The organism is Flavobacterium sp. ALD4, from assembly GCF_002836475.1.
Lineage (GTDB): Bacteria > Bacteroidota > Bacteroidia > Flavobacteriales > Flavobacteriaceae > Flavobacterium.
This window is the reverse complement of sequence record NZ_PJBJ01000028.1, coordinates 253,267-276,039: the sequence shown is the minus strand read 5'-3', so window position 1 is coordinate 276,039 and position 22,773 is coordinate 253,267. Positions and strand designations below refer to the sequence as shown.

Here is a 22,773-nt window from a genome sequence, read left to right as displayed (position 1 = left end):
ACAAACTTCTTGTAGTTTTACCGTAATTGTAACCGATAAAGAAAACCCAACAGCGTCTAACCCTGACCCAATCGTAGCAAAAGGATCTGCACCAGAGCCAGACATTACATTGGTTATCGATAAAGCAGATAATTGTACTCGCAGCCCATTGGTTGCCTTTGTTAGCGATACAGCTTCTGGCTCTTGTCCGGTAAAAGTAACTAGAGTTTATAGTGTAACTGATAACGCAGGAAACACAATCAATGTTTCACAAACCATAACGGTTAATGATGCAGAACTGCCTGTAGCTATATGTATTGCTCCTTACGCCCTTACAATCACTTTGGATGGTGTGACTGGAGAAGCTTCTATATTAGCTAACCAAATTAATAACGGATCAACAGATAATTGTGATGCAAATCCAGCACTGAGCTTAGATAACTATACTTTTGGTTGTAATGATGTTGGTGAAAAGACAGTTATATTAACGGTTACTGATAGCCAAGGTAATAAACGTTCATGCTCAACTATCATCACAGTAAATGCGCCAGCTATTGATAGTGGAACACTTACAGGTTGGAATATGATGAATGGACAAACACCTGACAAGGCATCTAATGTTATTGAATTAACGGCATGTCCTGTCGATAGTAGTGGAAAAACCATAGCACAAAATGTAGAACTAAATTTAAAAGGTATAGATCCATCATTAACTGATAATATTAACCGTTGGGAATTCTCGACAAATGGTGGCGTCAATTGGTCGACATTAGCTGGCACAACTAACACTACAAACACATATACACTTGTAGATGTAAAGGTTACCACACTTGTAAGAACTGTTATTGACGTAGGAAACTGTTTAGGTTTTTCACCAGTTGCAATTATATCTGTAATACCTCCCGATATACCACCTACCATTACCAACGGGACTGCAAATAACACCATTTGTTTGGGTGATGCAGTTACAGTGATAGTAGAAAGTGCCTATGGCGTTGGTTCAGGAATAAACAACGGAGGTCTTTTTAATCAGGCCAACCTCAACAATTTAGGATGGATAGTTGATGAAGAGCAGGAAATGTCTGCTGGAGGAAATAACACTAATGATACGTATTGGAAAGAAACCAATGGACCTAAAACGTTTAATGGACGATGCTATGACGTAAGAGATAATACAAAATTTGCGATTGTAAGTGGGGTTCCTCCATATATAAACCAAACAAATACCAAACACCTCATTACACCATATTCTACTTTAGAAACCCCTGTTTTCAGCGCATTAGGCTTAACAACTATGCAATTAGAATTTGACCAGGCTTATTATCTTCAAGCTGGTGCTTGGGCTAAAATAGAAATCTCTACAGATGGTGGTGCTACTTATGATATTGAATTAGACCCAGGAGCGGCTTATGATTACACTGGTCCAAGTTCAACTAATTTTAACGATATTTTACCTGGTGGACAATGTAAAGATGCTTCAGCCTCAACTTATCTTGACGACCATGTTAGCATAGATCTGCAACCATATATTGGCTTAACAAATTTAAGAATTAAGTTTACTTATTACGCAGGCAATACTGGTGATAATTCTGGTAATAGTTCTTGGGCCATAGATAATATTCAGATCCCAAACAACCCAATTAATGAAGTTATTCAATGGACTGATGATTTTGGTGTTGTAGTTACTACCGGATCGACAGTAAACATAACACCTGTAACACCAGGTATACAAAATTATGGTGCAACATCCTTAATTAATGGGTGTAGAAGTGATGACACGAAAGGTACTGAATTTATTAATATAAAAGCAACCCTTTCGTATGCTGGTGAAAATATTGTACCTATTGTCAATGAATGTGGTGAAGATACAGTCAGACTTAAAGCATATGATAATACTATTGGTGCTCAAGAGAATTTCGAAAAAGGCACATGGGATGGTAAATATAAAGTCCCTAATGCTACTCCAGCATCACCAAATTACCCAGGCACAGGTGAGATTGGGGAATGGACAGTAGAGCCACTTGTATCTTTATGCAACGCACCAGACTTCGCCGTATATACACTTTCTGATAAAAATGATCCTAATGCAATATTTACAGGAGAACCCGGCACATATACCCTAACTTGGACGGTTAATGGATGCGCCAGCAATGTACTTGTAACAATTAACAGCTGTGACCAAATTGATTTTGATGGTATAAACGATTATATTACTTTTAAAGATAATTATGATAAAACAGGGCCGTTTAGTATAGAAATGTGGGTAAAAGCTGGAGACCTATCAGGTACTCAAAGTTTATTATCTAAACGTAATGCTAATAATTTAAGTACGGGTTATGACTTAAGCTTGAACGGTAATAATGTGACCTTTAACTGGGGAACTTCTAATTCTATTAGCTCAAATTCCATAGACGCAGACACATGGCATCATATTGCCGTGACTTTTAACGGTACTATGTATAAATTATATATGGATGGTGTTGAAAAAGCCAGTCAAAATGGAAGTGCCCCTACTGATAACAGCATGCAATGCCTATTAGGGGCAATGTATCAAGTTGGGAATCTAGATGCTGCGGGAAAACTTACAAAAGCCCCAGTTAATTATTACCATGGCTGGATAGAAGAATTAAGAATTTGGAAGAAAGCACTAAATGTTGTGCATATTCGTCAAATGATGAATCAACAAATAAAACCACCCTTCCCAGGTAGTGATGATGTGATGGGAGAGGTCATCCCTCTACGAATTCATGGCCCAGATTCTGCACAAAATGGTACCGATGATGCGCCTTTGCGATGGTCAGATTTAGATGGGTATTACCGTATGGTTTTAAACTGCGGATATCTAACACCCTATCAAGGAAGTCTTAATGGTAGATTAATAAATATTTTTTCAAGCCAAACACAGTCAGCACCATTACCATATATATCTAAGAATGACGGCCTATGGAGTAATAATAATACCTGGGAACAGCCCGTTGTTTGGTACACTCCAAACAGCACCGTATTTGGCACCAAGATTGACTGGAATATTGTCAAGATATCAAACAATATCAACTCTGGAGACAAAGACATCACCTTATTAGGATTAATCTCTGAATCAGGAGAACTAACTATGGCAAATCCTAACGAAGTATTAGATGAAAATAATTCTGGCCATTTACTATGGTTAACGCACTATTTGAGACTAGATGGACAGATAGATTTAATAGGTGAGTCACAACTCCTGGAAAAAAGATATGGGTATTATGATACTACTACTAATTCTGATGGTACTGATGATCGTAACTTTATCACTTCTCAATTTAGTGAAAGTGTTTTTGAAAATTCAAGTACTGGATATATAGAACGTGACCAACAAGGAAAACAAAACAGTTACAATTATAATTTATGGTCCTCCCCTGTAAGTAAACAAGGAGAAGAAAACAACTCCGGTTACACCCTCTCTGACGTTTTAAGGGATGGAAAAAATTCAAGAAATCCACTAACAATAAATTTTGGTAATGGATCGTATTTTGCAGATGGAGATTTGACAATCCCAATAAAGACTGCCAATAGATGGATTTGGTCCTATAGCTCGGTAACTCCAGATTCAAATTCTGATTGGCAAAATTATTATTTATGGAATTACAAAGCTAGTACGGGAACAATGCGAGTTGCGGAAGGATATATCATGAAAGGAAGTGGTGGTAAAGCAGAAATTGATGTCCTGCAAAATTATGTGTTTACTGGCAAACCTAACTCGGGAACAATATCCTTATTTTTAGCTATAGATCAAACTTATTTAGTTGGTAATCCTTATCCGTCCGCTATTGATGCCGATGAATTTATAAAAGATAACATCAGAGATTGCTCTGATTGTAGAGGTAGCGAAAATACCTTTGGCGGTGCACTCTATTTTTGGGATCACTTTGGTTTGTCTAATAGTCATATCCTTGCAGAATATGAAGCTGGATATGCAACTTATACAATAATGGGCGCTGTCCCAGCTATAGCCAATGTTCCGCTAGGTGCTCTTACTTACGAGTCTGGTTCAAAAATACCTACACCCTATATTCCAGTGGGACAAGGGTTCTTTATAGACGCGGCTCAAGATCCTGCAATAAGAGGAACTGACATACCAACAACAGTTAAGGGAGGATGGGTTAATTTTAAAAATAGTCAGCGAATCTTTGTTAGAGAGACAGGAGACGAGGGAAACTCAATTTTCATGAAAAAAAATAATGCAAAAAGTAGTGTGCCAGAAGATCAGGGATCTAAAATAGATACTAGACCAAAGATTAGGCTAGGTTTTGATTCAACGGTAGGCGCGCACCGCCAATTACTACTTGGCGCTGATAATAACAGCACGAATAAATTTGATATCGGATATGATGCCCAGATGTTTGACACGAACGAAAATGATATGTACTGGGAATTAGGCACTCTACAGCTTGTGATTCAAGCCGTTCAAAACTTCAATGATGACCAAATAATCCCTATTGGATTTACAGTGGCTAAAGAAGGTGATTCGACCATCAAAATAGACAAATTAGAAAACATACCAAATAATCTCGAAATTTATTTATTTGACAATGTAACTGGAATTTATCACGACATAAAAAACAATGATTATCCTCTTTCACTCCCAATTGGTGAGTATAACAATAGATTCTCATTGCAATTTGTGAATAAATTATATGATATTGACAAAACACCTTTAGCTGAAGGAATATTTGTGTATTTCACCAATAATAATGAAATGTTAAACATCAAAAACCGTTTTACCGATGCAACAGTCGACAAAGTGTCCCTTTTTAATATTTTAGGACAAAAGTTAACCAATTGGGACATTGAAGACATTAAGCAAAATAATATTCAGATTCCAATTAGAAATGTGAGCTCGGGAGTGTATCTTGTGAAGGTCAATACGTCTAAAGGAGACTTCAGTGAAAAAATAATTATTCCTTAAAAAACATAGCTGACTCTAAAAAAGACTCTTAACTCAAAGAGTAACATTAATTTCAGGAGTAGGCAATCGATTTTTATTTATATTAGATAAAGAATATTAAGCAACAAAAAAGATGAAAAAGATAATTACTCTATTGGCAATAAGTTTATTTACACTAAATGCAGCTGCACAAGAGGTAAAACCCGCTACACTAGAAAAAGCTGAAAAAGAATCTTGCCTTACTGCAAAAGCTTCAAATGACAAAGCAATGACTGCTGCAGAAATTTCTAAATGTAAAGCAGAAGAAAAAAAATGTGATGCTACAATGGCAGCAACAGAAGAAAAAAAGTGTTGCGCTAAAAAAGCATAATTTAATTTTGACATATTAAAAACGCCTCCATTAGGAGGCTTTTTTATTTTCTACTGAGTTTAAAACTCATTATATCAAACTGATTTATCGTTTTACTCTAACACTCCATTCAAAATCCATTTCGGAAACCTGATCTCCTTTTTCGTCAGTTCCAACGGCTTTCATCCAGAACGTCTGTCCCTCTCCGGTGGCAATAGTTTCCTGAATCGCTTTTTCTATTAGCTGCCCATCTTTACAAACAAAAGTAATTCTTCCCGTTGCCTTTTTTGTGAAGTTTCCTTTATTATTGGCAACTAACATAGAGATTTTTTTACCGCTTTTTTGGATTTGATTTATGACCATCGCACCGGTTGAGAGTTCGGCTGCCATTGCCTGAACGGCAAAATACATAGAGTTGAATGGGTTTTTATTAATCCAATGGTGCTTTACCGACACTACACATTTATTTTTATCTATCTCCTTTACCCTAACACCACATAAAAATGCGGAGGGCAATTTGAAAAATAGAAATTTATTAAGTTTAGATGCTGTGATATTCATTATTGCTGGTTTTTTTGCTAATATACAAAAAAATACTATGCGTACATATAATGTCATTTTGTTAAAACTATGTTAAGCTTTACTACTATGCGATACAAGATACTGTCTTTTAGCCATATATTTGTATAAGAAATTACTATGTAGTCCTATTCGAAAATTCACAAAGGTTTCAATCATCAATCAAAAATCAAAAAAAATGGAAACAACTACCGAAAAAAACATTGCCACTTTTACTCATCTGAGTGCATTAACACAATATTTTATTCCTTTTGGGAATTTCATTTTTCCAATAGTCCTTTGGACTTCAAAAAAAGACAAGTCTGAATTTGTAGATTACAGTGGAAAACAAATACTCAATTTCCAATTAAGTCTTTTGTTGTATACAATAGCACTTGCCCTTATCGCCATCCCCATTTTAATTTTTACCATTTTTAATAACGTTCCTTTGAGTACAATAATTCACGAAGACAGTTTTGTAATCGATAATTTTAATTTTGGAGACAACTTGGGATTAATCACTCTAGGCTTAACCACTGTATTTATTTTTATTTGTTTAAAAGCAGCCGAATTCTTTTTAATCATTTATGCTTCCATAAAAACATCAAATGGAGAAAAATACAAATACCCTATAACAATACCTTTTATTAAGTAAGTAATAAATAACCCCTGAAGGACTGAGAGGATTGAGAGGTATCTCGCGCTTTTTGACTTGGATGTAGCGAAGAGCAGGAACCGCACGAAGCGAATTAGCGAAGCAAATAGATTCCGGAATCAATCATCACACGAGCCAGAATGGCGAACTATACCAGCAATCAAAAAATGAATAGTTTAATCAACAAAAAAATCAAAAAAACGAATTATGAATATTGAAAACACAAAAGCCCAGATGCGCAAAGGTGTTCTCGAGTTTTGCATCTTATCTGTATTAAAAGAAAAAGATGCCTACACATCGGAAATATTAGACACTTTGAAAAACGCAAAATTATTAGTGGTGGAGGGAACTATTTACCCCTTACTTACCAGACTAAAAAATGACGGATTGTTAAGCTACCGTTGGGAAGAATCAACTTCGGGACCACCCAGAAAGTACTATGGTCTTACCGAGATAGGACAAACATTTCTAAACGAACTTAACAGCACTTGGACCGAGTTGTCCGACGCCGTAAATCTAATCACAAACCAAAAATAATAGCCATGAACAAGACTGTAAACATAAACTTAGGCGGAATATTCTTTCATATAGACGAAGATGCATACCTAAAACTAACGCGCTACTTTGACGCCATAAAACGATCGTTATCTAAATCATCCGGACAGGAGGAAATTATAAAAGATATCGAAATGCGTGTCGCGGAACTTTTAACGGAAAATCAAAAAACAGACAAACAAGTTGTAGGTTTAAAAGAGGTAGACCAAGTGATTGCTGTCATGGGCCAACCGGAAGACTATATTATAGAAGAAGACAATCACAATTCTCAAAGCTATGGCGATGCTGCGCCCAGAAGGCAAAAAAAATTATACCGAGACACTGAAAAAGGTATGATAAGTGGCGTTTCTGCTGGATTGGGTCACTATTTTGGGATTGATACCGTATGGGTTAGACTAATTTTCATCCTATTAGTATGGGGAGCAGGAACAGGAGTTCTTGCCTATATTATCTTATGGATCGTTGTACCTGCCGCAATTACAACGTCAGAGAAACTGGAAATGACTGGAGAACCAGTTAACATTTCGAACATCGAAAAAAAAGTAAGGGAAGAATTTGAAAATGTTTCTGACAAATTTAAAAATGTTGACTACGATAAATATGGTAACCAGATAAAAACAGGTGCCGGGAAAATAGGAAGTTCTTTTGGTAATTTCATTATGACGATTTTCAAAATTTTCGCAAAGTTTCTTGGGGTTATCTTAATTATGACTGGCTTAGCCACTTTAATGGCATTATTTATAGGCATGTTTACTTTAGGGTCTTCCTCCTTTATTGACTTCCCATGGCAAGGTTTTATAGAAGCAGGAAACTTTACTGACTATCCTATATGGGCTTTTGGACTATTGATGTTCCTTGCCGTTGGTATTCCTTTCTTTTTCTTGACAGTATTAGGCTTCAAACTATTGGCTCCAAACATGAAGTCTATCGGAAACATTGCTAAATACACCTTGCTTGCGCTATGGTTGATTTCAGTTGCATTAGCCATTTCTATAGGCGTAAAACAAGCTTCTGCTTTTGCCGCAGACGGAAGGGTGATTCGTAAAGAAAATATTATGCTGCTGCCAACTGATACGCTACACATTAAATTCAAACACAATGATTATTATGCAAAGAACATTGATGATCACGATGGTTTTAAAATAGCGCAAGATCCTGCTGGTAATGAAGTACTATACTCTAACGATGTTAGTTTGAGAATAACAAAAACAGATGAAAAATTACCTTATATCCAAATTGATAAAGAGGCAAAAGGCGAATCATTATCTACAGCTAGACAAAGAGCGGAACAAATAAAATACAGCTATAAAATTGAAGGGAATCAATTGATTTTAGACAACTATCTAATAACTGATTTAAAAAATAAATTTCGCGATCAGGAAATAGAAATTACATTATACTTGCCTAAAGGGACATTGTTCAAACCAGACGATTCCATGAAAAACTATGACCGTACAGATGCGGATTACTTTTTATGGAGCCCAAACTCAAGTAGTGACATCTACAGAGTAGAGGATAATAAAGTGACATGTATAAACTGCACTGCTGATGAAGTTGAAAACTTAGAAGTGTCAGAAACAAAAGATTTAGGATCATTGTCAAAAGATGAAAACGGTATCATAATTAAAACCAAATAATCATGTTGAAAATTATAACCATAATAACTAAGTTCATTCTGGTAGCATTAACGGCTTTATTATTTACATCCTGTAACGATTCGATAAAAATCAAATCCATAACGGGAAGTGGCAACGTCACATCCGAGAAAAGGATTGTACAACGAGATTTTAAAAGTATTGAAGTCAGTAATGCTATTGATTTAATAATTGAACAATCAGACAAAACGGAGATTATTGTTGAAGCTGATGATAATTTACAAAAAAGCATTACTACTTCAGTAGAAAATGGAGTACTTATCGTAGCTTGTGATTATAATTCTTTTATAAATATAGAATCAAAAAAAGTTACCGTTAAAATGCCAATTATTGAATCATTGCTTGCTTCTAGTGCTTCCTCGATTACGAGTTTAAATACGCTTAAAGGTGAGAGTATTAACCTCAGGACTTCTTCTGCCTCAAATATGAATTTGACTATTGAATCAGATAATATTGAATGTAAAGCGAGCAGCGGGAGTTCAATAACTATTGAAGGAATGGCGCTTAATCTAGAGACTACAGCTTCCAGCGCAAGTGCTATTGATGCAAGTGACTTACTTGCTAATGAAGTAAGTGCAAGAGCATCAAGCGGATCTACTATTACCGTTCACCCCATTGTACGTTTAAAAGCGAAAGCTTCTAGCGGCAGCAATATCGACTATAACACGACCCCAAAATTAATAGAAAAAAAATCAAGTTCGGGTGCAAGTATCGATAAAGTCTAATTTATTATTTGACAATTAATAATTGAATCATTCATCAAAAGTGGATGGTTTTTTTATATTTGTAAAAATCATAATGAAAAATAAAATGAAAAAATATACCGTTATCATTCTACTCGCATTATCAACTACCGTTGCTTTCGCACAGAAAAAAGACAAAATAAAAGGTTCAAAAACAGTAACTATTGAGCTAAGGGAAATCGGAAACTTTGAAGCACTTGAAGTGGAAGATAACCTTGAAGTCTATCTGGAAAAAGGAGAAAAACCAGGAATAAAGATTGAAGCAGACGACAATCTCCATGATATTATCTCGATGGACTTAAGGGATCATATACTCCGCATATACACTTCTAAGGAAGTCATAAAATATAAAAAACTAATTGTCAAGGTCACCTACACAAAGGATCTAAAAAGTGTTGTTTCAAAAAACGAGACTGTTGTAAACGCAATACAAGAAGTACAACTTGACTCGATTCTTTTTAAAAGTATCGACTACTCTAAACTATTTTTGAATATAAACACGAAGAATTTTGTTCTAAAGGCTGATGATAAGTCCGAAATTGAATTGAATGCACGGTCTGAAAAAGTAAAAATTGTATTGAGTAAAGATGCCGCTTTGAAATCCTTAATTACGGCCACTGAACTAGGTTGTGACTTGTATCAAAAAGCAGAAGCAAACATTGAAGGCAGTGCAAGCATTGCCGTCATTCGTCTGGATAACAATTCCGAATTTACAGGAAACAAATTGACGATTAAAGATTTACAATTAATTACTGAAAGCTACTCCAATGCTAGTGTAAACGCTGAAACCTCTATTAGCATAAGTGCTGGGGAGAACTCTGAAATTGAACTTTATGGAAATCCGAAAATTGAAATTCAAAAATTTGCTAACGAAGCCAAACTACTTAAAAAGGTCAAATAACAAACAAATCCAAATGAAAAGTCCCATCTACTTATGTAAATGGGACTTTTTTATTGCAAATTTATCGTTGCGAAAACTACTCTTTAGCAGCTAAATATCTTTCTGCATCAAGTGCTGCCATACAACCCGTACCTGCAGCGGTAATTGCTTGACGATAGACATGGTCTGCAGCATCTCCAGAGACAAAAACACCTTCTACATTTGTTTTTGCAGTTCCTACAACGTTGATGATATAACCTGTTTCATCTAAAGAGAGAAAGTCTTTAAAAATATCAGTATTTGGTTTGTGCCCAATGGCTACGAAGAAACCTGTAACTGGAATCTCAAATTCTTCATTTGTAGTTTTGTTCAACGCTTTTACGCCGGTTACTACTTGCTCATCTCCTAAAACTTCAACCGTATCATGATTCATAAGAATCGTAATGTTTTCTGTTTTACGTACACGAGCTTCCATTATTTTTGAGGCCCTGAATTTTTCACCTCGTACTAACATCGTTACTTTTTTACAAAGTTTTGACAAGTAATGTGCTTCCTCACAAGCTGAATCTCCAGCTCCCACGATAACGACCTCTTGATTTCTATAGAAAAAACCATCACAAATTGCACAAGCAGAAACACCACCACCCATTTTTAAATAGTGCTGTTCAGAAGGCAAACCTAAATATTTAGCTGATGCTCCGGTAGAAATAATAACCGTTTCACAATGCAATTCTTTAGTCCCATTAATCCAAACTTTATGAACACCTCCAGAGAAATCTACCTTGGTAGCCCAACCATCGCGTACATCAGTACCAAAACGTTGTGCTTGAGCTTGTAATTGCACCATCATTTCCGGACCAGTTATTCCTTCAGGATTACCAGGCCAGTTTTCCACTTCGTTAGTTGTTGTTAGTTGACCTCCAGGCTGCATCCCCTGGTATAACACTGGGTACATATTTGCTCTGGCTGCATATATCGCAGCAGTATATCCTGCCGGTCCAGAACCTATAATAAGACATTTAATTTTTTCGATTGTATCAGACATAATAAAATTTTATAATTATTTTAAACAGTACAAAAATAAGTGATATTTAGTGGAATACAGAAAAACAGCAATCAGTTTTTGTTATCCTCCAATAAAAAAATCCCTTCTGTAAAAACAGAAAGGATTTTTTGTCGGGGTGGCAGGATTCGAACCTGCGGCCTCCTGCTCCCAAAGCAGGCGCGATAACCGAGCTACGCTACACCCCGAAAGCGAGTGCAAATATAAAACTATTTTTTGCTTAAACAACACTATTTCGAATAATTAAGAGATAAAAAATATTCGCAAAAAAACCACTGTAACACTATTTCCCACATTGACTTCATCTTACGCCACTTAGGCTCCTACCCCCAATAAATCATCACAAAATAAAATGACTCTCTCGTGAATGCCATTTTTAAATATACAAAAAACGAACAAAGCACACCCAAAAACGAACTTATAAAACAGCTGAAACTTCGGTATTTCAGCTATGAAATGCAAACAGAAACAAAGCTATACCGGTAATCTAAAAATTACTCAGAGTAAAATACGGCATCCACCATAAAAAAACAGCAATACCAACCTAATCAGGGTTTAACAAATGTTAACAAAATAGATTTTTAGAAACCATAATAAATTGTATTTTTACGGTTCAAAATTTATAAAGTAAATGGGCAAAATCATTGCAATTGCTAATCAAAAAGGAGGAGTTGGAAAGACTACAACATCTGTAAACCTTGCCGCTTCGTTAGGTGTTCTAGAAAAGAAAGTCTTACTTATAGACGCTGATCCACAAGCTAATGCGAGTTCAGGATTAGGAATCGACGTGGACAATGTTGAAATTGGAACCTACCAAATCTTGGAACATAGCAACACCCCTAGAGAGGCAATCATAAAATGCTCAGCACCAAATGTCGATGTAATTCCATCACATATTGACCTTGTTGCCATCGAAATCGAATTGGTCGACAAGGAAAACAGGGAGTACATGCTCAAGACAGCATTACAGAGTGTAAAAGACGACTATGATTTTATTATTATTGATTGCGCTCCTTCACTTGGACTGCTTACTTTGAATGCACTGACAGCAGCTGATTCAGTAATAATCCCTATTCAATGTGAGTATTTCGCGTTGGAGGGTTTGGGTAAACTACTGAATACGATTAAAAGCATTCAAAAGATTCACAATCCAGATTTAGATATTGAAGGATTATTATTAACCATGTTTGACTCCCGACTGCGATTATCGAATCAAGTTGTTGAAGAGGTACAAAAGCATTTTAATGATATGGTTTTTGATACTATTATTCAAAGAAATGTAAAGTTGAGTGAAGCGCCTAGTTTTGGTGAAAGCATCATCAACTATGATGCAACTAGTAAAGGGGCAGCAAATTATTTACATTTAGCTCAGGAAGTTATAAAGAAAAACAGCAAATAGTTTTATGGCAAAAGCAATAAAAAAACAAGCGCTAGGAAGAGGATTATCTGCATTATTAAAAGACCCGGAAAACGATATTAAATCCGTAAACGATAAAAATGCTGACAAAGTTGTTGGTAATATTATTGAGCTTGAGATAGATGCTATAGAGATCAACCCGTTTCAGCCCAGAAGTAATTTTAATGAAGAATCATTAAAAGAACTTGCCACTTCCATAAAAGAATTAGGAGTAATACAACCGATTACCGTTAGAAAATTAGATTTCAATAAATACCAGTTGATTTCAGGGGAGCGCCGTTTACGTGCTTCTACTATAATAGGGCTAACAACCGTTCCAGCATACATACGTATTGCAAATGACAATGAATCTTTGACTATGGCTCTGGTCGAAAACATCCAGCGTCATGATTTAGATCCCATAGAAATTGCGCTTTCCTACCAAAGATTGATTGATGAAATTCAATTGACTCAGGAACAGATGAGTGAGCGAGTAGGTAAAAAACGCTCTACTATTGCCAATTACTTGCGTCTTTTAAAACTGGATCCAATCATCCAAACAGGAATCCGTGATGGTTTTATCAGCATGGGCCATGGTCGTGCCATCATTAACATAGAAGATTTAGACATTCAAACAGATATTTACCAAAAGATAGTGAGTCAAAACCTTTCTGTTCGTGATACGGAAGCCTTGGTAAAAAACTATCAAGAAAGTCTAAAACCAAAACCTGTAACCAAAGCAAAATCATCCTCAGCATTTGAAATTGAAGAAACCCAGAAAAAGGTCTTTACTAATTATTTTGGAAGCAAAGTAGATGTAAAAGTAGCCGGAAACGGAAAAGGGAAGATCACAATTCCATTTCAATCAGAGGAAGACTTCAATAGAATCATGGAACTAATAAAAGGATAGTGAATAAAATTCTTTACATAGGAATGTTCTTTTTTATCATAGGACACACAAGTCTTTTTGGTCAAGTAAAAACAGAAGCTGTTCTGGTAGCTAAAGACACGGTAAAGACAAACGAAATAGATCCGCTCACCCCTGCAAAAGCGGCTTTCTACTCTGCCATTTTACCAGGCTTAGGGCAGGCATATAATAAAAAGTATTGGAAAATCCCTATTGTATATGGTGCTATTGGGACCAGTCTTTATTTCTACTTAGACAACAATAAAAAATACCAAGAATATAGGGATGCATATAAACGTAGGCTCGAAGGATATAGTGATGACGATTACACCTACCTTGATAACTCACGATTAATTGCCGGACAGAAATTCTATCAACGAAATCGCGATTTATCGGCTTTATTTGTTGTGGCCTTTTATGCCTTAAATATAATTGACGCTAACGTAGATGCTGCGCTTCTGCAGTTTAACGTTGACGAAAACTTGTCAGTACGACCTGTACTTTATCCGAATAATGTAACATTAAAGACAAATGTAGGTCTAACCTTTAATTATATTTTTTAGATCTTAAATGAGAATACTCGTTTAGCATCTGACTTTTTAATTTATAAATAAACACCAAATGAAAATTGCGCTTTTAGGATACGGAAAAATGGGTCAGGTAATCGAAAGAATTGCACAACAAAGAGGTCATGAAATTGTTTTGAAAAAAGACGAAAACAACTCTTACGAGGGACTTTCAACTGCTGATGTTGCCATAGATTTCAGCGTACCTACTGCAGCAGTGCCTAATATTTCGAATTGTTTTCTTGCTAATGTGCCTGTAATTTCGGGAACAACGGGTTGGCTGGAACACTATGATGAGATGGTAGCGCTTTGCATAGCAAAAAATGGCGCTTTCATATCCAGTTCAAACTTTAGTTTAGGAGTTAATATCTTCTTTGAAATTAATGAATACCTAGCTAAGATGATGGCTAAACTGGATAATTACAGTATTGAAATGGAGGAAATTCACCATACTCAAAAACTGGATGCTCCCAGTGGCACTGCCATTTCCCTGGCCAAGGGAGTAATTGAGAATAGCAATTACACGAATTGGACTTTGGATACACCAACAAAAAATCAAATTCATATTGAAGCAAAAAGAATTGGAACTGTTCCTGGAACACACACGGTAACTTACAATTCAGCTGTTGATAGCATCGAGATCAAACATACCGCACACAATCGGGAAGGGTTCGCTCTTGGCGCCGTAATTGCAGCCGAATGGATCGTTGGTCAACATGGAGTTTTCACAATGAAAGATGTCTTAGAATTAAAATAAATCAAATAAACTTTCGGGAATTAGTTGCTAAAATTCCCCTACTATAAAACTAAAAAATTAAGCTATGTCGATATATCAATGGTTTGTGTTTTTCCTATTTGTACAAATAGTACACTTTTTAGGAACTTGGAAATTATATGAAGCTGCCGGTAGAAAACGTTGGGAGGCAGGAATTCCAATTTACAATGCTATTGTATTAATGAAAATCATCGGCCGCCCTACTTGGTGGACTTTGCTACTTTTTATTCCGATTATAAACCTCATTATGTTTCCTGTCATCTGGATAGAAACATTGAGGAGTTTTGGAAAAAAATCTAGCTTAGATACTTTTTTAGGGATAATTACCTTTGGTCTTTATATCTCTTACGTCAATTATACTCAAAAATTAGATTACGTTGTTGACAGAAGTATCCACCCTCAAAATAAAACTGCTGATACCGTAAGTTCCTTATTATTTGCCATTATTGTAGCAACTCTAGTGCATACTTATTTCGTGCAGCCTTACACTATCCCCACATCCTCCTTAGAAAAATCATTACTAGTTGGCGATTTTTTGTTTGTCAGTAAACTCAACTATGGTGCCAGAGTTCCGACGACTGCTGTCGCATTACCAATGGTTCATGACTCGATACCTTTCGTTAAAACGAAATCTTACCTAAAATGGCCGCAAATACCGTACTTAAGATTACCTGGTATAGAAGACATAAAACGGACTGACATTATCGTTTTCAATTGGCCTGTAGACACAGTACATTTCTTTTTCGAAGCAAAAGGAAGACCAGGTGTAATAAAACCAATCGACAAAAAATCGAACTATGTAAAAAGATGTGTAGGAGTTCCCGGCGACAATTTATCTATAAAAGACGGAATTGTTTATATTGATGGAAAAGTACTGCAATTACCAGAAAGAGCAAAACCTCAGTTTTCCTACGCAGTGGTATTAGACGGTAAAACACCTATTGATTTTGAATATCTATTAAGAGACATGGACGTAACTGACCGCATTGGTTACAAAAGCAACTTAAAAGACACTTTATTGTTCAGAGCACTAACCGCTAAAGGAGCTGCAAGACTGCGAAATGTCCCAGGTATAACTGCTGTGATTCAAGAAATTACAAAAGGCGCAGAACAAGGGATTTTCCCCCAAATTAACGAATGGAACCGCGATAATTTCGGTCCAATCTATATTCCACAACAAGGAAAAACAGTGGCACTTACAACGGAAACTTTACCGTTTTATCAAAGAATCATCACTGACTATGAGTTAAATGATACCGGAGAAAAAAATGATCTTAAAGTCACCGGAAACGAAATCAGATTAAACGGCGAAGTAGTTAAAGATTATACATTCAAACAAAATTACTATTGGATGATGGGTGACAACCGTCACAATTCTGAAGACAGCCGTTACTGGGGATTTGTACCAGAAAATCACATTGTAGGAAAACCAGTTTTCATCTGGCTGAGCTGGGACACTAATGGAAAAGGATTCAATAAAATACGATGGGATAGAGTTTTCACTACCGTTAGCGGTGAAGGACAACCACAGTCCTACTTTCAATATTTTTTAATTGCATTAGCGGTATTTTTTGTTGGTGAGTATTTTTGGAAAAAAAGAAAAGATAAAAAAAATATCTAGTTTAAAATTTCAGGTTTAAAGTTGTGTACAAAACTTTAAACCTGAAATAAAAATCAAAATTATGAATGCACTCCTCCATCCTACCTACTTCCCATCAATAAGCCATTTTGTTGCTATGTCGCAAGCAGATGGTATTAAATTTGAAGTCGAGGATAATTTCCAAAAACAAACAAACCGCAACCGCACCTATATCTACAGCCCTAATGGAATTCAGCTACTGAACATTCCTGTCAAGCACTCCAAAGCCAACCATCAACGAACCAAAGATATTGAGGTTGACACTGATTTTGATTGGCAGAAACAACACTACAAATCACTGGAGACAGCGTATAGAGGCTCACCGTTTTTTGAGTTTTTTGAAGACGACATTCATCCTTTCTTTGAGAAAAAGCACAAGTTTTTATTGGATTTAAACTTGGAGACTTTAGAACTTATCTCTAAATGTCTACGTGTGAAGTTTGACTTCACCAACACTACAGAATATTTACCAAAAGTTGATTCTGGTCTAATTTTAGACTGCAGGTATCTCGCAGATGGAAAAAAAGACCCTTCCTCTTTTGAAAAATACACTCAAGTATTTGATGATAAACATGGATTCATCAACAACCTAAGCGTTCTTGACTTACTTTTCAATGAAGGAAAATTTACTTTAGATTATCTGAAAGACCAAAAATTGATCAACAGATAAAAGCCCCTATTCTATTATTCTAATGACATCTGTGCCATAATGGGATAATGATCGGAATTTTCGAATTCAGGAAAACTTTCGAACATTTTAACGGTCATTTTTTCATCAGCAAAAATATAATCGATTCTGGTGGGATAATACTTGAATTTATAAGTTGCTCCAAACCCAGTCCCTGCTTCTTCAAAACTATCTTTTAGTGTTCCTTTTATATTTCTGTAAACATAGGAGAACGCACTGTTATTCATATCACCACATATGATGATAGGGTACTCACATTGCTTTTCATGCTTTTTGAATATCTCTGCTTGCTGTTGTTGTTGCTTAAAAGCCTTACTGATTCTGATGAGTAACATTTGCGACTTATCCTTATTAATGACATCAATATTTTCAGAAATTTCGTTGACATCGGGCGAAATTTTAATGGACTGTAAATGCATATTATAAACCCTGATGATATCTTTTCCTTTTTTTATGTCAGCATAAATAACATTGTTATTAGAATTGGGAAATATAATATCTCCTTGATTTATTATGGGAAATTTAGAAAAGATAGCTTGTCCCGTTTTTATTTTGTTCCCCTGCATTAAAATGTATTTATAGCGGTACACTTTCAGGTCAATGACAGCGGAAGAAGAAAACTCCTGGATACATAAAATGTCAGGGTTTTTGTCGTTAATAAACTCCAGAATATCCCCTGGTACATCTGCCTTATCTAACCACTTAAACAGATTAAACAAGCGGACATTATAACTCATGACGGTAAAATTCTTCTCATCTGGTGGATATTCTTTTGCAGAAAACTTATAAAATTTATTAATAAATGTAATCCCCATTAAAAGCACCAAACCCGATAAAATCATGCGCTTTTTAAATTGAAACCCCCAATACACAAAAAACAAGCCATTAAGTATAAAAAAAACCGGCATGAAAAGGGTCAAAACAGATAAAATAGGAAATATTTTTGGAGCCAGAAAAGGCAAAATATAAGCGATAAAAGTGACAATAATAAGGACAACGTTTAAACTATACATTGCTTTATTGAACCAGGAAAGGTTTTTCATTTTTTTACTCTTTCAGTTAATTATGACCTTACGCTACTAATGCGTATCTCCTTACTATATTTCCGCAATGTGCAGTGAAATTATTATTTTCCGGTTTTAAACAAAAATTCTTTTTCTTCCTTTGTCAGACTATCATATCCCGATTGACTAATTTTATCCAAGATTTCATCAATTTGCTGTTGAGTTTTGTCTTTTGTAATAATTTTGCCCCCCCTTTTTTCTACAGGTTTTGCATAGTTCTTATGAACTTTTTTGAATGGTGTCGATGGTGATTTTTTAAATAAATCAGTAAAGAAAGTAATTACCCCCGTTACTATTTCACTCAAATCAATTCCCTTTTGCAATAATTGAATAAAAAGAAAACCAAAAAAGGCTCCCGCTATGTGAGAGATATGTCCGCCTGTGTTATCTAAACGAAATTGCATTAAATCCAATATTAAAATCACCGCTGTAATGTGCCATAATTTAATATTCCCTATCAACAACAAACGAACATTCATTAAGGGCTGATAAGTCGTAACAGCAACTAAAACTCCCATAATCGCAGCAGATGCACCAACAATAGAAGCGCTTAAATTTAAAATATAATAGCCCGTCACGAACGAAAACCCAGCAAAAATAGCACTGAAAATATACAAGCCCAATAGTTGTTTTTGTGTGAAAAATGTCAAAAACAGAGAACTGGCAAAATTCAAGACCATCATATTAAAAAGCAAATGCCAAAAACCATCATGAAAAAACGAATACGTTACGAATGTCCATGGTTTTAATCCAAAACCAGTAGGTTCTGTTGACAAAGCGACCCAATTGGGAAAATAAAATGATCCCACCGTAAAATCATAGAAAAAGACCAATGAAACGAGAAAGCAGGCAACATTCCAATAGATCAATCTATGGGCTACACCGCCTAACTTATACTGCATTTTTAAGTCATCTAAAATATTCATTCTTTGTATTTAGCGTTTTTATAAAATAATCTCCTTACGAGAAGAAACTATTTAGTCCCATCTGTTATCATTAAACTGATTCTTCTTCCAATACCACATAATCAGAAAGCCAAATAAAGCACCTCCCACATGAGCAAAATGTGCGATACCACCCCCACCGAAAATAGATTGTCCGGAAACTCCTAAATACAAATCTACTAAAACTAAACCGGGTACGAAATATTTTGCTTTTATAGGCACAGGAATAAACATCAAAGCCAACTCAGCATTGGGGAACATAAATGCAAAGGCGACAATCACGCCATAAATGGCGCCAGAAGCTCCTACAACAGTTCCCATATAGGCACTAATAAAATTTTGATATTCCGAAGCGGTCAACAGTTCTTTCCACTGTGTATTTATTTTTCCTTCATTTAAAATCTGAAGAATCTCAACTTTAGGAAAACCATTAGCGACCAGCGTATTTATAGCATCATTAAAATAGTAGTAATTGATTCCTGTATGAAGCAATGCCGCGCCTAAACCACAAGAAATATAGAAGAATAAAAACTTTTTACTTCCCCAAAAACTTTCCAAAGCAGACCCAAAGGAATACAAAGCGAACATATTGAAGAAGATATGCATATATCCACCGTGCATAAACATATGAGAGATAGGCTGCCATAATTGAAAGCCACTATTTTCGGGAAAAAACATAGCTAACATTTTGTAAGCAGGATCTCCGACGATTAAAGTTCCAATAAAAAAAAGAACATTAATTATAATTAATTGTTTTACCGTTTCGGTTACATTTCTCATAGTGCAAATTTTTTGTCTAAGTCTTCCACACGCATCGTGATGAAAGTTGGTTTTTGAAAAGGGGAAACATTGGGGTCTTTACAGGCAAAAAGACCGTTCACCAAATTCTCTTGTTCTTTTATCGTTAAAGTCGTCCCCGTTTTTACAGCTAAGCTTTTGGCCATGGATTTTGCGATCGTATCGTTTTGACTAAAACTACTGTCAGGAATACCGTCGTGCAAATCACTTAGTAATTGTTCTAAAACCAAAGAAACCTCGCTTTCAGTTACATTTACTGGAATCCCGGAAATGACAACATGATCACCACTGGTCTCTTCAAAAACAAAACCGGTATTCACCAATGAAAGTTTTAAATCTTGGATAAGTTCCATTTCGGTAGCCGAAAAAAACAAATCTAAAGGAAATAACAATTGCTGACTTGATGCCTGCTGAACAGTCATATTAGTCAAAAACTGCTCGTACAACACTCTTTGATGTGCCCGCTGCTGATCCACAATAACCATCCCTGATTTGATGGGAGAAACGATGTATTTTTTATGAATTTGATAGGCATTATTAACAGTTTGTTCCACTTCTTCCTCATTAAACAAGGAACCTGTAACTTCTTCACTTTCAAATGAAAAATCAGTACTACCAGAAATAAACTCCCCTTCTTGTTTTAATCCCACATACAGACTTTCCCAACTTGCTGTCGTCTCAGGTTTTTTGTACCCCGACCCCGAATAATGCTTGTTTACTTTATCATCCGAAAAAGGATTGAAACTGCCATCCACCTGAATCGTAGGTGTAGCACCCTCTAAGTCCTTGTAATGGTAGGGCGTATCCAAATTAGAATCTCTATCGAAATCCAAGACTGGAGCCACATTAAACTGACCTAGACTGTGCTTAATAGAAGCTCTTAAAATCGCATACAATGCATGCTCATCATCAAACTTAATCTCCGTTTTAGTAGGGTGTATATTGATATCAATCGTATTAGGCGGCACCGTTAAATATAAAAAATAACTAGGTTGCGCTCCATCTCTCAAAAGACCATCATAGGCAGCCATTATCGCATGATGCAAATAACCGCTTTTAATGAATCTATCATTGACAAAGAAAAACTGTTCTCCTCGGTTTTTTTTGGCAAATTCAGGCTTACTGACAAAACCTTGAATGGTCACGATTTCAGTCTCCTCTTGAACTGGAACCAACTTTTCATTGGTTTTGCCAGAAAAAACATTAACAATTCGCTGCCTTATGGTTGAAGGAGGTAAATTGAACATCTCACTTCCGTTATGAAAAAAAGTAAAATAGATATTTGGGTGTGCCAAAGCGACACGTTGAAACTCATCAATAATATGACGGTATTCAACCGTATCCGACTTTAAAAAATTACGGCGTGCAGGAATATTGAAAAACAGATTTTTGACCGCAAATGAAGTCCCTTTCGGCAGCACAGCCACATCTTGGGAAACAAACTTACTGCCTTCGACAACAATTTGAGTACCTAACTCCTCCTGGTCTGGTTTGGTTTTCATCTCCACATGTGCGATCGCAGCAATTGAAGCTAATGCCTCACCACGAAACCCTTTAGTGTTCAAAGAAAACAAATCCTCAGCCTGACGTATTTTTGATGTCGCATGGCGCTCAAAACACAATCGCGCATCGGTAACACCCATTCCCAGACCATTATCAATAACCTGAACTAGTGCTTTTCCTGCATCTTTTATAATCAATTTAATATCACTTGCCTTTGCATCAACCGCATTTTCAAGTAATTCTTTAACAACTGAAGCGGGTCTTTGTACAACTTCTCCAGCAGCAATTTGGTTGGCAACATGATCAGGAAGCAATTGAATGATACTCGTCATTAAAAAATATTTATTTAAAATTTACGTTTTTTTTTAAAAACCAAAGTGCACAAATTTAATGAATTTATGTTGGGTTTTATGACATACTCAGTCATAAATAAAACAAAAAAACCTATACTATTAACTAAACAGTATAGGTCTTATAATAATTATTTAGTGTTTTACTCCGTTAGTTCTAAAGGTGTTCCTTTATCTATTCTCAAAGGGCCGGTAGGCAATAAATTTTGATTTCCTTTTTGATGTGTCAATGAAGCCTGTTGACGAATAAAAGCCATTTTAATAGCCGCTATTGCAGCTTCTGTCCCTTTATTGCCGTGAATGCCTCCGCTACGATCGATTGATTGTTGCATGGTATTATCTGTAAGAACACAAAAAATAACAGGAATATCGGTTTGAACATTCAAATCTTTTATACCTTGAGCAACACCCTCACAAACAAAATCAAAATGTTTGGTTTCGCCTTGAATCACACAACCTATAGCTATTACAGCATCTACGTTTTGAGTTTGCAGCATTTTTTTACATCCATAGACAAGCTCGAAACTTCCAGGAACATTCCAACGTATAATATGTTCAGCGGGAACCTTGTTTTCCAAAAATGCTTCTTCTGCCCCATTATATAACCCTTCAGTTATAGCTTCGTTCCATTCAGCAACAACTACCCCAAAGCGGAAATTTTTTGCTTTCGGAACACTGTTTTTATCATAAACGGATAAGTTTTTATTTACGGTTGCCATTTGATATAGTTTTTATAATTGATTTTTCGACTTTACAAGCTAAAGATAGAATTTTGAAAT

20 protein-coding genes and 1 tRNA gene are annotated in these 22,773 nt (G+C 35.8%); 13 read left to right on the top strand and 8 right to left on the bottom strand.

From position 1 onward, the window contains the following. Positions 1 to 4,927, top strand: a 4,927-nt coding sequence (locus CXF59_RS07710; protein ID WP_157824548.1) for a LamG-like jellyroll fold domain-containing protein, incomplete at its 5' end; no start/stop codon positions are given. A gap of 112 nt (positions 4,928 to 5,039) precedes the next feature. Continuing rightward, positions 5,040 to 5,276 (top strand): hypothetical protein, encoded by a 237-nt coding sequence (locus CXF59_RS07705; protein ID WP_101137234.1) that lies wholly within the window; start codon positions 5,040 to 5,042, stop codon positions 5,274 to 5,276. 84 nt (positions 5,277 to 5,360) lie between these two features. Here CXF59_RS07705 and CXF59_RS07700 read toward each other — a convergent pair whose 3' ends face one another. Further along, the gene (locus tag CXF59_RS07700; RefSeq protein ID WP_101137233.1) at positions 5,361 to 5,816 is read right to left on the bottom strand and encodes a DUF4442 domain-containing protein; all 456 of its coding nucleotides are present in this window, start codon (positions 5,814 to 5,816) and stop codon (positions 5,361 to 5,363) included. 196 nt (positions 5,817 to 6,012) lie between these two features. Here CXF59_RS07700 and CXF59_RS07695 point away from each other — a divergent pair, with 196 nt between their 5' ends. The 5 genes from CXF59_RS07695 (at position 6,013) to CXF59_RS07675 (ending at position 10,322) form a co-directional block, all read left to right on the top strand. Continuing rightward, positions 6,013 to 6,468 (top strand): DUF4870 domain-containing protein, encoded by a 456-nt coding sequence (locus CXF59_RS07695; RefSeq protein WP_198554651.1) that lies wholly within the window; start codon positions 6,013 to 6,015, stop codon positions 6,466 to 6,468. Positions 6,469 to 6,675: 207 nt separating this feature from the next. Next, positions 6,676 to 7,005 carry a PadR family transcriptional regulator gene (locus tag CXF59_RS07690; protein ID WP_101137231.1) on the top strand — a complete coding sequence of 110 codons (330 nt, stop codon included), beginning with the start codon at positions 6,676 to 6,678 and terminating at the stop codon, positions 7,003 to 7,005. Positions 7,006 to 7,010: 5 nt separating this feature from the next. After that, positions 7,011 to 8,660: a PspC domain-containing protein gene (locus CXF59_RS07685; protein WP_101137230.1), complete on the top strand. Its 1,650-nt coding sequence runs from the start codon at positions 7,011 to 7,013 to the stop codon at positions 8,658 to 8,660. A 2-nt stretch (positions 8,661 to 8,662) separates the two neighbouring features. Continuing rightward, the gene (locus CXF59_RS07680; RefSeq protein ID WP_101137229.1) at positions 8,663 to 9,403 is read left to right on the top strand and encodes a head GIN domain-containing protein; all 741 of its coding nucleotides are present in this window, start codon (positions 8,663 to 8,665) and stop codon (positions 9,401 to 9,403) included. Between the two features lie 85 nt (positions 9,404 to 9,488). Beyond that, on the top strand, positions 9,489 to 10,322 hold the full coding sequence (locus CXF59_RS07675) for a GIN domain-containing protein (RefSeq protein WP_232758755.1): 834 nt from the start codon (positions 9,489 to 9,491) through the stop codon (positions 10,320 to 10,322). Between the two features lie 76 nt (positions 10,323 to 10,398). Here CXF59_RS07675 and trxB read toward each other — a convergent pair whose 3' ends face one another. Continuing rightward, on the bottom strand, positions 10,399 to 11,346 hold the full coding sequence (gene trxB, locus CXF59_RS07670) for a thioredoxin-disulfide reductase (RefSeq protein ID WP_101137227.1): 948 nt from the start codon (positions 11,344 to 11,346) through the stop codon (positions 10,399 to 10,401). 131 nt (positions 11,347 to 11,477) lie between these two features. Next, positions 11,478 to 11,552, bottom strand: a tRNA-Pro gene (locus CXF59_RS07665). A gap of 443 nt (positions 11,553 to 11,995) precedes the next feature. Between CXF59_RS07665 and CXF59_RS07660 the strand changes: the two genes are divergently transcribed. The 6 genes from CXF59_RS07660 to CXF59_RS07635 all read left to right on the top strand — a co-directional run bounded on the left by CXF59_RS07660 (position 11,996) and on the right by CXF59_RS07635 (position 17,317). Beyond that, positions 11,996 to 12,763: a ParA family protein gene (locus tag CXF59_RS07660; protein ID WP_101137226.1), complete on the top strand. Its 768-nt coding sequence runs from the start codon at positions 11,996 to 11,998 to the stop codon at positions 12,761 to 12,763. Between the two features lie 4 nt (positions 12,764 to 12,767). Continuing rightward, complete coding sequence (locus CXF59_RS07655) at positions 12,768 to 13,670, top strand: ParB/RepB/Spo0J family partition protein (protein ID WP_101137225.1); 903 nt, start codon at positions 12,768 to 12,770, stop codon at positions 13,668 to 13,670. Continuing rightward, the gene (locus CXF59_RS07650; protein ID WP_232758753.1) at positions 13,670 to 14,230 is read left to right on the top strand and encodes a DUF5683 domain-containing protein; all 561 of its coding nucleotides are present in this window, start codon (positions 13,670 to 13,672) and stop codon (positions 14,228 to 14,230) included. Before CXF59_RS07655 ends, CXF59_RS07650 begins: the two co-directional genes overlap by 1 nt. 58 nt (positions 14,231 to 14,288) lie before the next feature. Continuing rightward, a complete protein-coding gene (gene dapB, locus CXF59_RS07645; RefSeq protein ID WP_101137223.1) occupies positions 14,289 to 14,990 on the top strand; it encodes a 4-hydroxy-tetrahydrodipicolinate reductase in 702 nt (233 codons plus the stop codon). Positions 14,991 to 15,054: 64 nt separating this feature from the next. Further along, entirely contained in the window at positions 15,055 to 16,629 is a 1,575-nt protein-coding gene (lepB, locus tag CXF59_RS07640; protein WP_101137222.1) for a signal peptidase I, read from the top strand. 61 nt (positions 16,630 to 16,690) lie between these two features. After that, positions 16,691 to 17,317: a WbqC family protein gene (locus CXF59_RS07635; protein ID WP_101137221.1), complete on the top strand. Its 627-nt coding sequence runs from the start codon at positions 16,691 to 16,693 to the stop codon at positions 17,315 to 17,317. 14 nt (positions 17,318 to 17,331) lie between these two features. On the opposite strand, the gene CXF59_RS07630 is transcribed toward CXF59_RS07635, so the two are convergent. From CXF59_RS07630 to ribH, 5 genes are all read right to left on the bottom strand, one after another. After that, positions 17,332 to 18,378, bottom strand: a complete 1,047-nt coding sequence (locus tag CXF59_RS07630; protein ID WP_101137220.1) for an endonuclease/exonuclease/phosphatase family protein — start codon at positions 18,376 to 18,378, stop codon at positions 17,332 to 17,334. A gap of 83 nt (positions 18,379 to 18,461) precedes the next feature. Beyond that, positions 18,462 to 19,325, bottom strand: a complete 864-nt coding sequence (locus tag CXF59_RS07625; protein WP_101137219.1) for a rhomboid family intramembrane serine protease — start codon at positions 19,323 to 19,325, stop codon at positions 18,462 to 18,464. 51 nt (positions 19,326 to 19,376) lie between these two features. Further along, positions 19,377 to 20,123 carry a rhomboid family intramembrane serine protease gene (locus tag CXF59_RS07620; RefSeq protein WP_101137218.1) on the bottom strand — a complete coding sequence of 249 codons (747 nt, stop codon included), beginning with the start codon at positions 20,121 to 20,123 and terminating at the stop codon, positions 19,377 to 19,379. After that, positions 20,120 to 21,976, bottom strand: coding sequence for a DNA mismatch repair endonuclease MutL (mutL, locus tag CXF59_RS07615; protein WP_101137217.1), 1,857 nt, complete (start codon positions 21,974 to 21,976; stop codon positions 20,120 to 20,122). The genes CXF59_RS07620 and mutL overlap by 4 nt, the downstream gene beginning before the upstream one ends. 161 nt (positions 21,977 to 22,137) lie before the next feature. Beyond that, a complete protein-coding gene (ribH, locus tag CXF59_RS07610) occupies positions 22,138 to 22,713 on the bottom strand; it encodes a 6,7-dimethyl-8-ribityllumazine synthase (RefSeq protein ID WP_101137216.1) in 576 nt (191 codons plus the stop codon). Between the last annotated feature and the right edge of the window lie 60 nt (positions 22,714 to 22,773).